The 15,611-nt window shown below is 61.9% G+C and carries 19 protein-coding genes and 1 pseudogene; 2 read left to right on the forward strand and 18 right to left on the reverse strand.

Annotated elements, in window-relative coordinates; all coding sequences use genetic code 11:
- Window positions 1-561: EAL domain-containing protein (locus AB4Z11_RS05370; protein WP_442023195.1), on the forward strand; the 561-nt coding region annotated here is incomplete at its 5' end.
- Here the strand turns inward: AB4Z11_RS05370 and AB4Z11_RS05375 are convergent.
- The 12 genes and pseudogenes from AB4Z11_RS05375 to flgB all read right to left on the reverse strand — a co-directional run bounded on the left by AB4Z11_RS05375 (window position 547) and on the right by flgB (window position 10,513).
- The gene (locus AB4Z11_RS05375) at window positions 547-1,596 is read right to left on the reverse strand and encodes a hypothetical protein (protein WP_442023197.1); all 1,050 of its coding nucleotides are present in this window, start codon (window positions 1,594-1,596) and stop codon (window positions 547-549) included. The genes AB4Z11_RS05370 and AB4Z11_RS05375 overlap by 15 nt on opposite strands.
- Window positions 1,597-1,611: 15 nt before the next feature.
- Window positions 1,612-2,523, reverse strand: a complete 912-nt coding sequence (gene flgL / locus AB4Z11_RS05380) for a flagellar hook-associated protein FlgL (RefSeq protein WP_442023198.1) — start codon at window positions 2,521-2,523, stop codon at window positions 1,612-1,614.
- Window positions 2,524-2,533: 10 nt separating this feature from the next.
- Window positions 2,534-3,910, reverse strand: a complete 1,377-nt coding sequence (flgK, locus tag AB4Z11_RS05385) for a flagellar hook-associated protein FlgK (RefSeq protein WP_442023200.1) — start codon at window positions 3,908-3,910, stop codon at window positions 2,534-2,536.
- A gap of 91 nt (window positions 3,911-4,001) precedes the next feature.
- Window positions 4,002-4,406: a rod-binding protein gene (locus AB4Z11_RS05390; RefSeq protein ID WP_442023202.1), complete on the reverse strand. Its 405-nt coding sequence runs from the start codon at window positions 4,404-4,406 to the stop codon at window positions 4,002-4,004.
- On the reverse strand, window positions 4,406-5,512 hold the full coding sequence (locus AB4Z11_RS05395; RefSeq protein WP_442023204.1) for a flagellar basal body P-ring protein FlgI: 1,107 nt from the start codon (window positions 5,510-5,512) through the stop codon (window positions 4,406-4,408). Before AB4Z11_RS05395 ends, AB4Z11_RS05390 begins: the two co-directional genes overlap by 1 nt.
- Window positions 5,513-5,521: 9 nt before the next feature.
- Window positions 5,522-6,190 carry a flagellar basal body L-ring protein FlgH gene (gene flgH, locus AB4Z11_RS05400; protein ID WP_442023205.1) on the reverse strand — a complete coding sequence of 223 codons (669 nt, stop codon included), beginning with the start codon at window positions 6,188-6,190 and terminating at the stop codon, window positions 5,522-5,524.
- Complete coding sequence (gene flgG / locus AB4Z11_RS05405; protein WP_442023207.1) at window positions 6,190-6,981, reverse strand: flagellar basal-body rod protein FlgG; 792 nt, start codon at window positions 6,979-6,981, stop codon at window positions 6,190-6,192. Before flgG ends, flgH begins: the two co-directional genes overlap by 1 nt.
- A 21-nt stretch (window positions 6,982-7,002) precedes the next feature.
- Window positions 7,003-7,734 (reverse strand): flagellar basal-body rod protein FlgF, encoded by a 732-nt coding sequence (gene flgF, locus AB4Z11_RS05410; RefSeq protein WP_442023209.1) that lies wholly within the window; start codon window positions 7,732-7,734, stop codon window positions 7,003-7,005.
- A 31-nt stretch (window positions 7,735-7,765) separates the two neighbouring features.
- A pseudogene (locus AB4Z11_RS05415) lies at window positions 7,766-9,034 on the reverse strand (flagellar hook protein FlgE); the annotation flags it as partial.
- 13 nt (window positions 9,035-9,047) lie between these two features.
- Window positions 9,048-9,722: a flagellar hook capping FlgD N-terminal domain-containing protein gene (locus AB4Z11_RS05420; RefSeq protein ID WP_442023211.1), complete on the reverse strand. Its 675-nt coding sequence runs from the start codon at window positions 9,720-9,722 to the stop codon at window positions 9,048-9,050.
- Window positions 9,723-9,725: 3 nt separating this feature from the next.
- Window positions 9,726-10,142 carry a flagellar basal body rod protein FlgC gene (flgC, locus tag AB4Z11_RS05425; RefSeq protein WP_442023213.1) on the reverse strand — a complete coding sequence of 139 codons (417 nt, stop codon included), beginning with the start codon at window positions 10,140-10,142 and terminating at the stop codon, window positions 9,726-9,728.
- Window positions 10,143-10,150: 8 nt separating this feature from the next.
- On the reverse strand, window positions 10,151-10,513 hold the full coding sequence (gene flgB / locus AB4Z11_RS05430; protein WP_442023215.1) for a flagellar basal body rod protein FlgB: 363 nt from the start codon (window positions 10,511-10,513) through the stop codon (window positions 10,151-10,153).
- 78 nt (window positions 10,514-10,591) lie between these two features.
- On the opposite strand from flgB, the gene flgA reads away from it, so the two are divergent.
- Window positions 10,592-11,314: a flagellar basal body P-ring formation chaperone FlgA gene (flgA, locus tag AB4Z11_RS05435; protein WP_442023217.1), complete on the forward strand. Its 723-nt coding sequence runs from the start codon at window positions 10,592-10,594 to the stop codon at window positions 11,312-11,314.
- A gap of 80 nt (window positions 11,315-11,394) precedes the next feature.
- Here the strand turns inward: flgA and AB4Z11_RS05440 are convergent, their stop codons facing one another.
- The 6 genes from AB4Z11_RS05440 to AB4Z11_RS05465 are packed head-to-tail and all read right to left on the reverse strand — an operon-like array spanning window position 11,395 to window position 15,539.
- Entirely contained in the window at window positions 11,395-12,171 is a 777-nt protein-coding gene (locus tag AB4Z11_RS05440) for a glycoside hydrolase family 73 protein (RefSeq protein WP_442023219.1), read from the reverse strand.
- Window positions 12,158-12,559, reverse strand: a complete 402-nt coding sequence (flgN, locus tag AB4Z11_RS05445) for a flagellar export chaperone FlgN (RefSeq protein WP_442023220.1) — start codon at window positions 12,557-12,559, stop codon at window positions 12,158-12,160. Before flgN ends, AB4Z11_RS05440 begins: the two co-directional genes overlap by 14 nt.
- A gap of 23 nt (window positions 12,560-12,582) precedes the next feature.
- Entirely contained in the window at window positions 12,583-12,858 is a 276-nt protein-coding gene (flgM, locus tag AB4Z11_RS05450; RefSeq protein WP_442023222.1) for a flagellar biosynthesis anti-sigma factor FlgM, read from the reverse strand.
- 19 nt (window positions 12,859-12,877) lie between these two features.
- Window positions 12,878-13,870 (reverse strand): flagellar motor protein MotB, encoded by a 993-nt coding sequence (locus AB4Z11_RS05455; protein WP_442023224.1) that lies wholly within the window; start codon window positions 13,868-13,870, stop codon window positions 12,878-12,880.
- Complete coding sequence (motA, locus tag AB4Z11_RS05460; RefSeq protein ID WP_442023226.1) at window positions 13,854-14,768, reverse strand: flagellar motor stator protein MotA; 915 nt, start codon at window positions 14,766-14,768, stop codon at window positions 13,854-13,856. The genes AB4Z11_RS05455 and motA overlap by 17 nt, the downstream gene beginning before the upstream one ends.
- A gap of 42 nt (window positions 14,769-14,810) precedes the next feature.
- Complete coding sequence (locus AB4Z11_RS05465; RefSeq protein WP_442023227.1) at window positions 14,811-15,539, reverse strand: FliA/WhiG family RNA polymerase sigma factor; 729 nt, start codon at window positions 15,537-15,539, stop codon at window positions 14,811-14,813.
- Window positions 15,540-15,611 lie beyond the last annotated feature (72 nt).

Here is a 15,611-nt window from a genome sequence, read left to right on the forward strand (position 1 = left end):
TTCTTCCGCACGGCCGCGGACCAGGCCAAGCGCTGGCAGGATGAGCTGGGACTGCCATTCCAGATCAGCGTGAACCAGTCGCCGGTGCAGTTCCGTACCAATTCGGTGCCGCTGGAAGAATGGCTGGCCTATGTGGACAGCCTGAAGCTGGCGCCGCGCAGCATCGTGGTGGAGATCACCGAGAGCCTGCTGACTGACCCGGACAGTCCCGTGGTCGAACGCCTGCGCCAGTACCACGCCATGGGCTTGCAGGTGGCGCTGGATGACTTCGGCACCGGCCATTCGGTGCTGGCCCATCTGAAAAAATTCGAGATCGACTACCTGAAGATCGACCGCAGCTTCGTCAAGGATCTGGCGGGCGATTCCGGCGACCTGGCGCTGTGCGAAGGCATCATCGTGATGGCGCACAAGCTGGGCCTGAAGGTCGTGGCGGAAGGCGTGGAAACGGAAATGCAGCTCAGTCTGCTGAAAGCCGCAGGCTGCGATTACGCGCAGGGATTCGTCTACGCTCCGCCGCTGCCGGCAGCGGAGCTGGGGAAGATGGCCTTAGGTCAGGCTTAACAGGGAAATCACGCGGTCGCGGTTGATGCCGACCAGGGCGGAATTCAGCGACACCAGCTGCTGATAGCCCGGGTCCTTGGACAGATTGGCAAACACTTCGGCCATCTGCCCCATGCCCACCAATTCCATGGGCGGCAGGTTCTGGTCGGCGCGCTGGGTAGCGGTAGCCAGTTCCTGGCGTACCTTGGCCAGTGCTGCTTCCACATGCGACAGCGCCTGCGTGACTTGCTGCAGGGTGGCGCGCATCGACTCGATATCCGAAGTGCCCCAGTTTTCCGGCGTGATGATGGGCTGCTGGGCGTCGGCGCGCATGCGGTTCAGCTGGCCCGCCGCGAAGCGGATGCCACCGCCCTGGACGGCCAGCGAGTCACGCACGCCGGGCCAGTTCGCCTCGGCAGTCGAGAACACCAGCTCACCGTCCTTGTTGACGGTGACGCGCACACCCGCCGGTGCCAGCGCCTGGTCGAAGCGGTTGACGATTTCGCCATCGCTCAGGCCTGGCCCCAAGTGTATGGAGCGCAGGCCGGAGGTGCCGCCGCCAACCGAAATTGCGAGGGTTTCGCGGGCGCCGTTGCGCAGATTGGCCAGCGTCATGCCGCGCACGGTGAAGCTCTGCGTGGACGGATCGGTGGAGTAGCCCAGCTGGGAATCCAGGGTGCCGCCGGAAGCCTGGCTGCGATTCTTCCACGTGTCGGCGAACTGGCGCACGCGCTGTTCTACCTGGCCATCGCGCATGGTGCGCGAAGCCAGCTTGGCGGACAGATCGGTCTTCAGAGAGCGCAGCTGGGCCGCGCTTTGTTCCAGGAAGTCAATCGCCTGCTGGGCGCCGGAGATATCGCTCTGCAGCGGCGCGTCCCAATTCGTGATGCCAGTACGCAGTGGGGCAGATTTATTGTCGGCTGCCGCAGCTGCGTTCTGCGCGTCGAGGCCGCCGCCTGCATCGGCCAGCGCGGCGTCGACCGTTTTCGCATTGGCCGCCGGACCGGACGGGCCGGTAGCGTACCCGGTGTTAGCTGAACGTTGGACGATTTCCATGATGTCTGGACTTGCTTACAGTGCGTTGAAGAGGGACAGGTTGGCGATCTTGGAATAAGCCTGGTAGGTCGCCTGCAGTGCAGTATTGTAGCCATTCAGCTGGGTCGCGGCCAGACCGTAATCCAGCTGGCCCATTTCCGTCATGGCCATCTTGTTCGAGAGCGCCACGTTGCTGTGATTGCTGGAAAGCGTTTCCAGCACGTTCTGTGCGCCACCGAAGGTTGCGATCTTGCCCGATACCAGGGACAGGGCGGTGTCGGTGCCGTCCAGCGCTGCGGTCAGGGTGCCGCGGGTGCCTGCATTGTTTGGGTCCGCGCCCGGCTGGCCCAGCGCATCAATGGCGGCGTCGATCTTGTTCAGCCAGTCCTCCACGCCCAGCGCATCGACATTGGCGACCTGGGTGATGCCGTTGCCGACCACCACTTGCTGCTGGCCGTTATTGCCAATATCGGCATAACGGCTGCCCGGTGCGTTGCCTGCGTTGTAAGAAATAGCCGGCGTACTGGTCAAGGTGCCGGAGAAGATGTAGCGGCCTTCCTGGTCCTTGGTGTTGGCGTTGAAGTACACCGAATCGCGCAGCGCGGTCAGGCTGTTGACCATGGAGTTCAGGTCGGCCGGGGTGTTGGCACCGTCGGAAGCCCAGACCAGCAAGTCGCGCGCGGAATTCATGTCGCCCACCATGCCGTCCAGGTAGGTTTCGTTTTTGCTCAGGCGGATCTTTACCGCTGCAATATTGTCGACGTACTGGTCGAGCGTGGCCTGTTCGCGCGTCAGGCGCGAGATGCGCACATTGGTGATCGGATCATCCGAAGGCACCAGCAGCTTATTGCCAGTTGCCATTTTCTCGGTCAGTATCGCCAGCGCGCCCTGGTTGATGTTCAGGGAGCGATCCATGGTCGCCTGGAATTGCATTGATGCGATACGCATGGGGTTCTCCTTAACCGAACATGGACATGGTGGCGTCGAACAACTGGTTCGCCACTGCGATGACCTTCATGTTCGCCTGATACATATTCTGGAACTCGACCAGGTTCATCGCTTCCTCGTCCTTGTTGACCGAGCTGGTGGAAGCCCAGTCGTCCTCGGCCTGCTGGCGGATGGTGGTCGAGGTTTTCAGCAATGCCTGATTCTGGGAGCTGTCAATGCCCAGCTTGCCGACCAGCTGCGTGTCGGCGTCGCCTACCAGCACGTTGCCGATCGAGGTCAGCGTGATTGGCTGGTTCTTGATGTCGATCAGGGCCTGCAGGTTGCCGCTGTCGCCAGGCGTGCCATCCGACGAGAAGGCGAGATCGGAAGCCTTAAAGCCCGCCGATACGCTCATCAAGCCACCCAGGCCGGTCGAGTTAAAGCTGAACAGCGGTGCGCCGGAGCCTACTGGGTTGACGCCATCCGAACCGGCCGCCAGCACATTGTTGACGCCGGCCGACAGCTGCTGGGCCATGTCGAAGATCGACTGCTGCAGCGGCAACAGTTTGTTTTTTTCGTAGTCGCCGAGGCCGCCCAACTGGCCGCCCAGCTTGGTATCGTCCAACGGGAACTTAGTGCCAGAAAAGTCCACGGTCAGCACCGGGCTGCCGCTGGTGTTGTCAATCATCAGGCTGCCCGCATTCTTGCCCATGACCAGCGGAGCGCCGCCTTTGAGCGATACCGTGCTGGTGCCGTCCGGCTGCGCCAGCACTTCGATGCCTGCCAGCTGAGCCAGCTGGTCGATCTGCTGATCACGCTCATCGATCAAGGCCGAGACATTGGTGCCGACGGATGCGGCATTCTGGATACGGCCGTTCAGCGCGGCGATATTGGTGACCAGGGTATTGAACTGCGGCACGATCGATTCGCGCTGCTGGATTACCGAGGTTTCCTGATTGCGGGTCACCGCGTAGATACTGTTGAAGCTTTGCGATAACGCGTCGCCTGCTGTAACCACGGCCTGGCGCAACGGGGTGGAAGTCGGATCGTTACCGGCTGCATTCAGGGATTGGAAGAATTTGTCGACTGCCGTGGAGAGGCTGGTCTGGTCGTCGCCCATCACGCGTTCCAGCTGGGTCATATACGGCTGGATCTGGGTGTACTGGCCCTGGTCCGAGTTCGCACGCCACAGCTGCTGGGACTTGTAGCTGTCTGAGAAGCGCAGCAGGGACGTCACTTCCACGCCATTGCCGGCCAGTTTGGTACCGACACTTGGACCAACAGCGGTCAGCAGTACGCCCTGGCGGGTGTAGCCTTTGGTTTGCAGGTTTGCAATGTTCTGGCTGGTCGTGTTCAGGGCCGCCTGGGCAGCGAGAGAACCGGTCAGTGCATTGTTAATGATGGACATGGGCGATCTATTCCTGTAAGGGCCGGAGGACCTTTGCTCTGAGGCATTCCTGGTCCGTTAACGGTAAAAGGCGACCGGGTATTGCTTGGCATTAAGCCGGAGGCGTCTTTTTCCCAGAAAAAACTGTTTTTTCCGCAATGGAATTGACTGCCGGTGGCGCGGAGGCGGGCTGGGCGGGCAGCAACTGGCGCAGAATGGCATCGGCGACGCCGAAAGCGCGGCGGTGGGACAGCTGGTCGGCCACCAGGTTATCCGCCAGATCCAGCATATCGCTGTTGACGGATTCGGATTGCTGGTCGTGATCTCCCACGGCGCGCGCGGAAGCACGCATCTTGTGCAGCATCTGGCCGATGAAGAAGCTTTCGAATTTGACCGCTGCCTCGGTGGCCTTGGCGCGGTAAGCCTCGTCCGGCTGGGCGACGGGCGCCTGCAGGTTCGGCAACTCGGACTCGGTGCCGAGGCTCTGGGCTAGAGGATTGATGCGGCTGCTATCCATCAGATCACCACCAGCTCGCCTTCGATGGCGCCGGCCTGGTCCAGCGCCTGCAGGATGGCCATGATGTCATCCGGCGTCGCGCCCAGGCTGTTGACCACATCGATAATGGCCTGCAGCTTGGCGCCGGCCGGCCATTTGAACATCTGCGGCGTGCCCTGGTCGACGCTGACATTGGACTGCGGGGTGACCGTGGTCTGACCCTGGCTGAACGGAGCAGGCTGRCTGACCTTGGAGCTTTCGGAAATCACCACTTTCAGCGAACCGTGGGTAACGGCGGCTGCTTTCACGCGCAGACCATCGGCAATCACCACCGTGCCGGTACGCGAGTTGAACACCACTTTCGGCGTTTCGGCGCCCACTTCAACGGGCAGCGATTCCAGCTTGGCCATGAAGGCGACGCGTTGGGTTGGATTGTCCGGTGCGATAACGTCGATGCCGGTGCCGTCAGCCGTGGTGGCGACGTTGCCGAAGCGGCGGTTGATCGACTCCACGATATTGGTGGCGGTTTCGAAATTCGGCGTCTTCAGCGACAGGTGCACCGAAGGTTTGCTGGCGAAGTCGGTCGGTATTTCGCGCTCGATCACGGCGCCGTTCGGAATGCGGCCTGCGGTCGGGGTGTTCACGGTCACCGAGGAGCCGCTTTTGCCCGCTGCGCTCAAACCGCCCACCACCACATTACCCTGGGCCAGCGCATAGGTTTCATTGTCGGCCGCGCGCAGCGGCGTCAGCAGCAGCGAGCCGCCGCGCAGGCTTTTCGCATCGCCCAGCGAAGACACGGTGACATCGATCGGCTGGCCGCGGCGGTAGCCCGGCGGGAACACCGCCGACACCATCACGGCCGCCACGTTCTTGGATTTGGCGTCCTGGCCGTCCGGCATCTTCACGCCGAACTGCTTGAGCATATTGACCACGGACTGGCTGGCGAACTTGACCTGGGTCGAGTCGCCGGAACCGTTCAGACCGACCACCAGGCCGTAGCCCACCAGCGGGTTGTCGCGCACGCCTTCAATCGCCACTAGATTGCGCAGCGCCTGTGCTGCAGAAGCGGGCAGGGCAGTCGCCATCAGGGCGGCGGAGGCGAGGACGGGAAGCATCCAGCGTTTCATTCAATCACCTCAGAAAGGCATCAGGGGGCCGAGGAAGAAGCGGCTCAGCCAGCCCGGCTGGTTGGAATCGGCCAGCGTGCCCTGGCCCGAATACGCGATGCGGGCATTGGCAATGCGCTGCGACGACACCTGGTTGTTGGCATCGATATCGGCCGGACGCAGGAAGCCTTTCAGGCGCACGAATTCCTCGCCCTGGTTCAGGGTCAGGGTCTTCTCGCCGGCGATGCGCAGCAGGCCGTTGGGCAGCACTTCCTGCACGATCACCGTGATGGCACCGGACAGGGCGTTCTGCTGGGTGGCGTTGGCGTCACCCTTGAAGGCATTGGTGGTTGACAGGTCGATGCCGGCTTTCGGGAAGGTCTTGCCCAGCAGGCCTGGCGGCGCCACGCTGTTGGACGAGTCTTTGCCGATGGTGGTGCCGGCGCTCTTCGAGGCTTGCGTCGTTTCTTGCAGAAGCACGGTAACCACGTCGCCGACGCGGAAAGCGCGGCTGTCCGAGGTCAGCGACAGGGTAGTGTCGCCGCTGAACACGCCGCCGGAAGTGCCGCGCGGCATGCTGCTGCGGGCCACCGCGGGTGGTTCGTCCATGGGGCCGGGGCTGACGGGCGCCGGCTTGATGACTGCGCAACCGGCCAGCAGCATCGCGGCCATTGCGCTCAGTTGCGCTTGCAGTTTCATCAGCGTGCCGCCTGCGACAGGTATTGCAGCATATTGTCGGCAGCGGTCAGCACCTTGGTGTTCATTTCATAGGTGCGCTGGGCAGCGATCATGTCCACCATTTCTTCGACCACCTGCACGTTGGAGCCTTCCAGGGCGCCTTGCTTCAGCTTGCCGAACTGGGCGTCGCCCGGATTGCCTTCGGTCGGTGCGCCGGAGGACTGGGTTTCCTGGAACAGGTTGTCGCCCAGAGCCAGCAGGCCGGTCGGATTGATGAACGAGGTCAGGGTCAGCTGGCCAACCTGGGTTGGCGCCACATTGCCCGGCACATTCACCGACACCACGCCGTTTTCAGCGATGGTGATGTTGGTGGCATTGGTCGGGATGGTGATCTGCGGCACCAGTGGCAGGCCTTGCGCATTCACCAGCACGCCGTTCTGGTCCACGCCGAGCTGGCCGGCACGGGTGAAGCCCGGCTCGCCATTCGGACGGCGCACCTGCAGGAAACCATTGCCGATCACGGCCACGTCGTACTTGTTGCCGGTGATCTGGGTGGTGCCGTCGGTGAAGACTTTCTGGGTGCCCACCAGCTGCGTACCGTTACCCAGCTGAACGCCGGTCGGGGTCAGGGTGTTGTTGTCGGCGCGCTGGGTGCCTGGCTGCTGCTCGACGGAATAGAACAGATCTTCGAAGACCACGCGGTCTTTTTTGAAGCCGACGGTGTTGGCGTTGGCCAGGTTGTTGGCGATGGCCTGCAGTTTGGCGTCCTGCGCCTGCACACCGGTCTTGCTGATCCACATTGCTGGATTCATTGTATTTCTCCTATGGGCCTATCAGGCGCTGACGAGGCGGTTGCCGGCGGTGGTCATGTCATCGCTGGCTTTGAACAATTTCATCTGGATTTCGAAGGTGCGGTTCAGGCTCATGGTGGCCACCATCTCTTCGATAGCGGACACGTTGGAACCTTCCAGATGGCCGGCGCGCACCTGCACCGTGTTGTCCACCTGCAGCGGCTGGCCGTCGCGTGCGACCAGCAGGCCGGATTCATTCTTGGTCAGTTCGGATGCTTCGGCTTTCACCAGCTTCAGCTTGTCGATGATCTGCATCTCGGCAGTCGTACCCTGGCCGAGGATGGAAATCGTGCCGTCCTGGCCGATGTCGATCTTGCGGTAAGGCGGCAGGGTGATCGGATTGCCGCCTTCGCCCAGGATCGGCATGCCGTTCACGGTCATGGTGCCGTCGGCGTCCAGGGTGATGGCGCCGGCGCGGGTGTAAGCCTCGCCGGTTGGCCCTTGCACGGCAAAGAAACCATTGCCTGAAATCGAGACATCCAGCTCGCGGCCGGTAGCCTTCAGCGTACCCTGGCGGGTGGTGACGGCATTGGCCTGCAACTGCGTCATATGACGGTCGTCGTAGCCATAGCCCGGCAACTTGGTGGCAGTGGCCAGCTCCAGGTTGGCGCGGAAGCCGGGCGTGTCCATATTCGCCAGGTTGTTGGCGTGCACCTGCTGGCCGCGCAGGGCCCGCTCGGCCCCGCTCATTGCTGTGTAGATCAGCGCATCCATTCAGAGCCTCTTRCAGCGCTTGCATCAGCGACTGCATCATCTGATTCTCGGTGGTGATGACTTTCGAGTTCGCCTGGTAGTTACGCTGCGAAGTCATCAGGCCCACCAGCTCGGAAGTGATGTCCACGTTCGAGCCTTCCAGCGTGCTGGTCGACAGAGTGCCCGCCACGCCGGCGCCCGGCACCGAAGTATTCGGAGTGCCCGACTCGTTGTTCGCAGTCCAGCTGGTGTTATCGACCGGGGTCAGGCCTTCTTCGTTGGGGAAAGTGGCCAGCGCCAGAATGCCGATGGCTTGCTTTTCATTGTTCGAGTACTTGGCAATCACGGAGCCGTCAGTGCCCAGTTCCACGCCCACGAAGCTGCCGGAGGCGTAGCCGTCGTTGTGGTTGGTGGAGGTGGTCACTTCGCCCTTTTGCAGGGTGGTACCGAGATAGTCGATGGCAATCGTTGAAGCGTTGGCTCCGGTGTTCGGGAAGGTCAGGGTGGCTTTGGTCGTGGTGGCCACTGGCGTGCCGCCAACCGTTACCAGCTGGCCAGCATTGTCAAAGCCGAGCGCCACGCTGCTGTTGCCAGCGCCGCCAAACGAGCTGCCAGTACCAACCAGCGAGCTGTCATAACCGTCTACGACCGCGTGCACGATCACACCGTTCGTAGCAGGAGAGGCTGGGGACGGGTCCAGGCTGAAATATTGGGTAACGGTGTGGCTGCGGCCCAGCGAGTCGTAGGCCTGCGAGGTTTTCGACCAGTTGTAGCTGTTCGGATCAACGGCGACTGGTGTAGCGGCGCCAGGGTTTGGAGCGACCCAAGGCGAGCTCGGAGCAGTCCAGTCTGGCGACATGTTGGCCACGAATTGCACAGCGGTAGTCGGCTGGGCGGCAAGCATGCCGGTCGGCACTTTGATATCGCCCATCGGACCTGGCGTAGTCGACGGCGGGGTCAGGGAATAGCCCTGCACACGGCGGCCGGAAGAATCGACGATATAGTCGGTGGCATCCTTGTTGAACACGCCGACGCGGGTATAGCTCTGCAGGCCGCTGCTGTCCTTGGTGATGAAGAAGCCGCGGCCATTGATGGCTGCGTCCATGCCGCGGCCTGTGTTCAGCACACCGCCGTTCAGGCCGATGTTCTGGGTGACCGAACCGATCTGGGTGCCGCTTGGCTGCGAACCGGCGTACATCGAGGCGAAGTTGGCGCGGCTCGATTTGAAGCCATAGGTACCGGCATTCGCGATATTGTTACTGATGGAGTCCAGCTGCTGATTGATGGCCTGAATGCCAGACAGCGCGATATCGAAGCTCATGACGGAACCTTTCTTAGAGAACGGAATTGGTGGCAGTCGAGGACTTGCCGTTAAATGCGGTAATGGCGTTCGGCGAGACTTCGCCCACGTTGGCAACGTTCAGTACGACGCTGCCGGCGGTACCGAGCCGTACGCTGTTCAGGCGGCCGGCGACATCCACGGTGCCGGTGCCGGTGCTGGTGACAACCTTGATGTTGTAGCTGCCCTCAGGCAGGCCCAGCGCTTGCGGATCGATCGCAAACGGCACGGTGCCGGCGGCCAGGGTGCCCATAGGGATTGAGGTCTCGACGCCGTTGCTGCCGGTCAGGACCACGGAAGTCTTGGCGCTGGAGGCGTCCAGGGTGAATTCGCCGTTGATCTTGCTGCTGCCGACCTGCACCGTATCGGTGGTTGTCATTACGTCGGAGCCGACTTGGGCGCCCAGCGCCAGTACCTGCATCGATTGYAGCACCGAGGCGTTGGAGCTGGTCAGGTTGGCCAGGTTCTGCAGGGCTTCGGTCTGGGACAGCTGGGTCAGCTGCTGCACGAACTGGGATGGGTCCTGCGGCGACAGCGGGTCCTGGTTCTTGATCTGAGCCACCAGCAGCTTGGTGAACATATCCTTGTCGGCGCTGCCGGTGACGGCGCTGCTGGTACTGGTAGCGTTAGCTGCCTGTGCGGCAGCGTTGGTGAACAGACTGGTTTCCATCGATTAGCCTTCGCCGAGTTTCAGGAGGGATTGCTGCATCGTGCGGATGCGGCCGAGCACTTCTACATTGGTTTCAAAGGCGCGCGAGGCCGACATCATGTCGGTCATCTCGGCCACCTGGTTGACGTTCGGGTAGAACACCATGCCTTCCGCATTGGCCAGCGGATTGCCTGGGTCGTACACCTTGCGCAGCGGTTCCGCGCTTTCGACCACGTCCAGCACCTGCACGCGGCCGCCGTTTTCAGCGTTCGGACCTTCGTTCATGACTGCCGCAAACACCGGCTTGCGCGCGCGGTAGGTTTCGTTTTCGCTGCCAGCGACCGAATCGGCGTTGGCGAGGTTGGAGGCGACAGTATTCAGGCGCACGGTCTGGGCCGCCATGGCCGAGCCTGCAATCTGGGAGATGTCCTTGAAGCTCATGAGTGGCCTTATTGTCCGTTGATCGCCTTGGCGATGCCCTTCAGCTGCATATTGATGAAGGTCAGGCTGGTCTGGAAATCGGTGGCATTCTGCGAGAAGGCCGCCTGCTCGACGCCGATCTCGACGGTGTTGCCATCGCCGGTCGGGTGGTAGGGCACGCGGTACAGCGGATCGCTGTCGCCGTCCAGGGCCAGTTCGCCGTTCGCTTGTGCTTGCACTTGGGCAAGAGAAGCAGAAAAGTCGATATCCTGAGCCTGGAAGCCGGGAGTGTTTTCGTTGGCAATATTGGATGCCAGGATGCGGGTCCGTTCGGCCCGCAGATGGAGTGCGTCGCCGTGAAGGCCGACTGCGTCTTTGAAATTGATGCTCATTTTTGCTCCTCTGTGATTCGCTGCGGGTAGAATGCGACCGTGCGTTTCTGCAGAAAGATCCAAGTAAAGGTATTGCCTATGCCCAACAAACTTATTGTACCCGGTTTTTTTACCTTGTTGCTCACTGGCATCTTTCAATCTACAGCTTTTTCTGCGATTTTCCCTGAGCAAACCTTAGCGAAACTGCAAGAGACTGCGCATGCGGTGTTGAAAAATCAGGCAGAATCGGCGGGTCTGATCGAACCGAAATTCGACATCGAGGTGGTCAAAACCACCCGTCCGTTGCCCAGTTGTCCGACCTCCGTCACTGTGGAAACGCTGGATTCACGCAGCATGAACCGCATGCGCCTGGTAGCTGTTTGCCAAGGTGAGCAGGGGTGGAAATACGAGTTTGTCGTTCGTGCAAAAGTGTCAGCAAAGGTAGCAATTGCGGCAACGGATTTAATAGCTGGGAAGATTTTGTCGCCTTCTGATGTGTTGCTGGAGCGCCACGACATCACCGGCATGCTGGATAGCTTTTCTGACCTGACTACGGTAGAGGGAATGTCTGCCCGTCGCACCATTCATAGCGGTGATGTTTTGCGCCAGAACATGCTGGTGGCGCCACCTCTGGTCAAACGTGGCGAGCAGGTGCGCATTGTGGCAAAACGTGATCAGATTGAGGTCAGCATGGCGGGCGAAGCGCTCGATACCGGCGCGCGCGGTGCGACCATTCGTGTGCGTAACAGCAGCGGCACCACGATCCGCGCCCGCGTCACCGACCAGGGCACGGTGGAGCCGGCAGACTTGCCGCCGCAGTGATGCAAGCATACGGCGGATCAATGATCCGCCCTACGGGAGCGCCGAGTCTGGCGTAGGGCGGGTCATTGACCCGCCACGGCTCAGTTGCCGCGGCGTGCAATGCGGGCCGCTAAGCCCGCCAATTTCTCGGCGTAGGAAGGATCGGTGGCGTAACCACCTTGCGCCAGCCCGCGCGCGAAGGCGCGTGCGTCGGTGCCCGTATTGAGCGCGTGCTGGTAGCGCGGATTATCGCTCAGCATATCGCCATAATCGCGGAAGGCAGCGGCCTGGTCCGGATAGCTGCGGAACTTCTCGACGCGCTTTACAGCCGCGCCGTATTCGTATTCGGTGGTCATGCTGGCCGCCACATCACCCTGCCATTGCGCATTGGCCTTGATGCCGAACAAGTTGTTGCTATCGCTGCCATCGGTGGCGCGCAGCGGACGCTGGCCCCAGCCGGATTCCAGCGCCGCATGGGCCGCGACGATATCGGGCGAGACACCGAGACGCTGGCCCGTTTCTTCCGCATAAGGGCGGATCGATTCCAAAAACTGTTCCTGCGCGGTGCTGTCGATGCCTTCGGTGGTGCCGCCAATGGCGCGTGCCGCGTTCAATTTGGCGCGCAAGGCAGCGCCGTCCACGTTCAGCTGGCTGGCCGAGCCGCCTACTGAGCCCGTGCTGCTGCCGTTGGCCAGGTAGGCGTTGACATCCGCCTGAACCGCGCGGAAGGTGGTCGAGAAAGCTGCGCTCTGGCCGCTGCTGCTGCTGAAGGCTGCGGGCAGGGCGGGGCGCGCAGCAGTCATGTTCGACTGCGTTGCGGCGGTGGCCGCCGTGGCGCGGGTCGGCGCCATGAAAGCGGTGAAATCAGGCCGGCTCATAAGTCTGGTCGTCGCCATGCAGCACGCGCTGCATGATCGTAAATTGTTCGGCAAGCAGCTCGGCATTGCGCTTGCCCAGTTCTTTCGCTTTCAGCACCATCGCTTCCAGGGCCTTCCAATCGGATTCCAGGCGTGCGCGCGGCTCAGGCTTGAGCAGGGCGAACACCTGCAGCATGCTTGGCTGCGGGCCGGTGAGACGGACAGCGAGATCGAAACGCTGCTTGCGGCGATCGTCCATCATGGCGGCAAGGGTGCCGATCGCCTCGGCGATCTCGCCCAGGCGCACACTCTGATGGCGAATGGCGGCATCGAACTGCTGTTCGATCAGGTCCAGCATCGACTGGTAGTCCGCCATGTCGGCGGCAATACCGTCCAGCAGGAGCTTCATTGCCTCCTGGCGCGACATCTGATTCACTTTTCGCCCCGGTGGAAACGCTGGATCAGGCCAGCCAGTTTGCCGGCATCAAATGGCAGTTCGCCCTTGGCCAGGGCGTCACGCAGCTGAGCCACACGTTCGTGGTCGATGTCCGGCATGTCTTTCATGGCTTGCAGGGCAGGTTGCAGCACAGCCGACTGCAGCTCAGCCTTTTCAGCGGACGGTGCGGGCGCGCGTGCGGCCTCCGCCGGCGCCGTATCGGTGACGGTCTGCACGGCTACGCCGCCGGGCGTGGAGCTGGAAATTCTCATACGGTTGCCTCTCGTCTTCTCAATTGCCATTGCGCTTGCCCTTGCCTTCCAACAGCTTGTCACGCAGCTGCTGTAAAACGTTGCGGTCCGGCAGGGCCTCGTCGAGATCCTGCTGCAACTGCGATTTGGAACCCGGCATGCCGAACATCGAGGCAACTGCTTCGGCCTGGCCCTTGGTCAGGATCAGCAGCTCGATACGGCGGTTGACACCGGCGTCGGCGCGCTTGGGATCAAGCGGCGCGCGATCGGCCATGCCTACCACCTGCAGCACGCTGTCTTTCGGCATATTCCCGGCCAGCAGCTGGGATCGCGCCGCCATCGCCCGGTTGGACGACAGGTTCCAGTTCGAGAACGCGGAATGGCTGGTATCCGCATATTGTAACGAATCCGTGTGGCCCACGATCAGCATCTGGTTTTCCATCTTCGCGAACAGCGGCCCCATCTGGTTGAGCAGCTTGGCGAATTTCCCCGTCGGCACGGCGCTGCCGCGCACGAACATGCCCTGGTTGTCGGTGTCGTGCAGCATGACGCGCAGGCCATAAGGCGTGATCACGTACTGCACATTTTTCTCCAGGCCCTGTTCCTCGCCCATCTTGGTCAGGGTTTTCGCCAGCAGCGTAAGGTCCTGCGGCGTTTCGTAGTACACGCGCTGCTCGGCTGTTTGCTGCGGCACTTTGTTGAAGCCCGAGGTAGCAGTGCCGTCGACGTCAGTATTGCCGGTGCGTGGCATAGGGAAACGCTCGATCAGCGAACCGCGCGGGCCGCCGATCTGCTGCGGCATCACGCCCTTGCCCTGGTCGGTCTTGTTGCCGTCGGCTTCGGTCAGGATCTGTTCCAGGCTTTCGGTATTACGCGACGCCATCAGCCACAGCACGAGGAACAGGCACATCAGTGCCAGACAGAAGTCGGCGAACGCTACCTTCCAGGCGCCGCCGTGTTCATCGTGAGCATGCTTGCCACCGCCACGCTTGACGATGGTTTGCTCGTGGTGCTTATCATGCGGCTTTAGCACGTCCACCTCCACGGCGCGAGGAATCCGGCTCGGCGTCGCGGCCTTCCAGTGCATTGATCCAGCCTTCAAGCTGGGCGAAGCTCGGCTTGATGTTGAGCTGCACCAGGCGGCGGCCGGCGTCGATGGCCAGCAGCGGTGGCTTGCCGGCGACGTGGGTTACCAGCACCACTTTCACGCATTCCATGGTGGAGGCTTCCTGATTCACCAGCTGTTTCAGCATGTTCGAAATCGGGTCCAGCAGGCCGTAGCAGAAGAAGATACCAATGAAGGTACCGACCATCGCGCCGCCCACGTGCTCGGCGATCTCGGCCGAGGTGGCGCCTTCGCCCACGCCGCCCATGGTGATCACGATGCCCAGCACCGCAGCCAGAATACCGAAGCCCGGCATCGCTTCGCCGATCTTGTTGATGGATTTGGCCGGCTGGGTCAGTTCTTCGTGGATGGCTTCCAGTTCCTGCTCCAGCACGCCTTCCAGTTCGTGGGCGTTGATCTTACCCATCGCCATCAGGCGGAAATTGTCGACGATGAAGGCCAGCAGTTTCGGCTCTTCCAGCACCAGCGGATAACGCTGGAACAGCGGGCTTTCCTTCGGCGCTTCCACGTGAGCATCGAGTGCCTTCAGGCCGCCGGCGGCGAGCTGCAGCAGTTCATACATCAGCAGCAGCAACTGACGCTGGAATTCAGAGTCGTACTTCTTGCGCGAGATGATGTGCTTGAGCTGGGAACCGGCTTCCTTCAACACGTGCATCGGATTGCCGAGCACGAAGGCGCCCATGCCGGCGCCCGCAATCACGAACAGCTCGTAAGGCTGCCAGATCGCGTGGAAGGCGCCACCCATCATGGCGTAGCCGCCAAAGATACTGCCGAAGACGACCAGGATACCGAATAGTTGCTGCATGATTCTCTACCTTTTAGATTATTGTCCTGTGGGGCTCGGCTCTCAGGCCTGCAGCACCGCCTTCATCTTGTTCAGCGCCGCCTTGTTCAGCTGGCAGACGCGGGCGTCGGTCAGATCCAGCACGGCCGCGATTTCCTTGTAGCTCAGCTCGAATTCGTAATACATCTGCACCACGCGCTGTTCGCGCTCGTCCAGGCCGTTCAGGGCCTGTTCCAGGCTGCGGCGCAGCATCAGCTGCTCTTCCGGGCCGGACACCGAATTGCTGTCGGCCAGGGTGTCCTGCAGTACCTCGTCGAAGCTGGCGATCAGCTCGGCGTTCTCGTCCAGCTGATAGGTCATGTATTCGTCGGCCGAGATGCCCAGGCCGGCAATCGCTTCCTTCTCGCTCGGCTCGCGRCCCAGCTTGCGCGTCAGTTCGCGCACCGCGTCGCGCAGCTTGTGGCTTTGCTGGCGCACGGCGCGCGGGCGCCAGTCCTGGCGGCGCAGCTCGTCCAGAATCGCGCCGCGCACGCGCAGGCTGGCATAGCTGCCGAAAGCCTGGTCCGGCTCGCCATAACGGCGCAGCGCTTCGAGCAGACCCATCAAGCCGATCTGCTCCATATCGTCACGGTCGATGGCGCCCGCCACCTGGGAATTCAGCTGGCGCACGATGCGCTTGACCAGCGGCGCATACGCCAGCAGGTGCTTCTGTTCCTCGGCGGGGCTGAGCACGGCGGCCGCGGCTGCTTCGCCGTAGCCTTCCGTGTAGGCCACCTCTTCTACATAAGCCATGGATTACTCCAGGATCAGCTTGCCGATCATGACTTCCTTGAAGGGACGTTCGCGCTGCTCTTTGGCATAGAC

It is taken from the genome of Pseudoduganella sp. RAF53_2, assembly GCF_052113985.1.
Classification (GTDB): domain Bacteria; phylum Pseudomonadota; class Gammaproteobacteria; order Burkholderiales; family Burkholderiaceae_D; genus Rugamonas.

Excerpts from the sequence above, each read along its gene's own strand:
- motA (WP_442023226.1), bottom strand. The coding sequence starts at position 14,768 with ATGCAGCAACTATTCGGTATCCTGGTCGTCTTCGGCAGTATCTTTGGC.
- flgA (WP_442023217.1), top strand. The coding sequence starts at position 10,592 with ATGCCCAACAAACTTATTGTACCCGGTTTTTTTACCTTGTTGCTCACT.
- flgG (WP_442023207.1), bottom strand. The coding sequence starts at position 6,981 with ATGAATCCAGCAATGTGGATCAGCAAGACCGGTGTGCAGGCGCAGGAC.
- flgH (WP_442023205.1), bottom strand. The coding sequence starts at position 6,190 with ATGAAACTGCAAGCGCAACTGAGCGCAATGGCCGCGATGCTGCTGGCC.
- flgL (WP_442023198.1), bottom strand. The coding sequence starts at position 2,523 with ATGCGTATCGCATCAATGCAATTCCAGGCGACCATGGATCGCTCCCTG.
- flgM (WP_442023222.1), bottom strand. The coding sequence starts at position 12,858 with ATGAGAATTTCCAGCTCCACGCCCGGCGGCGTAGCCGTGCAGACCGTC.
- flgB (WP_442023215.1), bottom strand. The coding sequence starts at position 10,513 with ATGAGCATCAATTTCAAAGACGCAGTCGGCCTTCACGGCGACGCACTC.
- AB4Z11_RS05390 (WP_442023202.1), bottom strand. The coding sequence starts at position 4,406 with ATGGATAGCAGCCGCATCAATCCTCTAGCCCAGAGCCTCGGCACCGAG.
- flgF (WP_442023209.1), bottom strand. The coding sequence starts at position 7,734 with ATGGATGCGCTGATCTACACAGCAATGAGCGGGGCCGAGCGGGCCCTG.
- flgK (WP_442023200.1), bottom strand. The coding sequence starts at position 3,910 with ATGTCCATCATTAACAATGCACTGACCGGTTCTCTCGCTGCCCAGGCG.
- AB4Z11_RS05375 (WP_442023197.1), bottom strand. The coding sequence starts at position 1,596 with ATGGAAATCGTCCAACGTTCAGCTAACACCGGGTACGCTACCGGCCCG.
- flgN (WP_442023220.1), bottom strand. The coding sequence starts at position 12,559 with ATGAAGCTCCTGCTGGACGGTATTGCCGCCGACATGGCGGACTACCAG.
- flgC (WP_442023213.1), bottom strand. The coding sequence starts at position 10,142 with ATGAGCTTCAAGGACATCTCCCAGATTGCAGGCTCGGCCATGGCGGCC.
- AB4Z11_RS05440 (WP_442023219.1), bottom strand. The coding sequence starts at position 12,171 with ATGAGCCGGCCTGATTTCACCGCTTTCATGGCGCCGACCCGCGCCACG.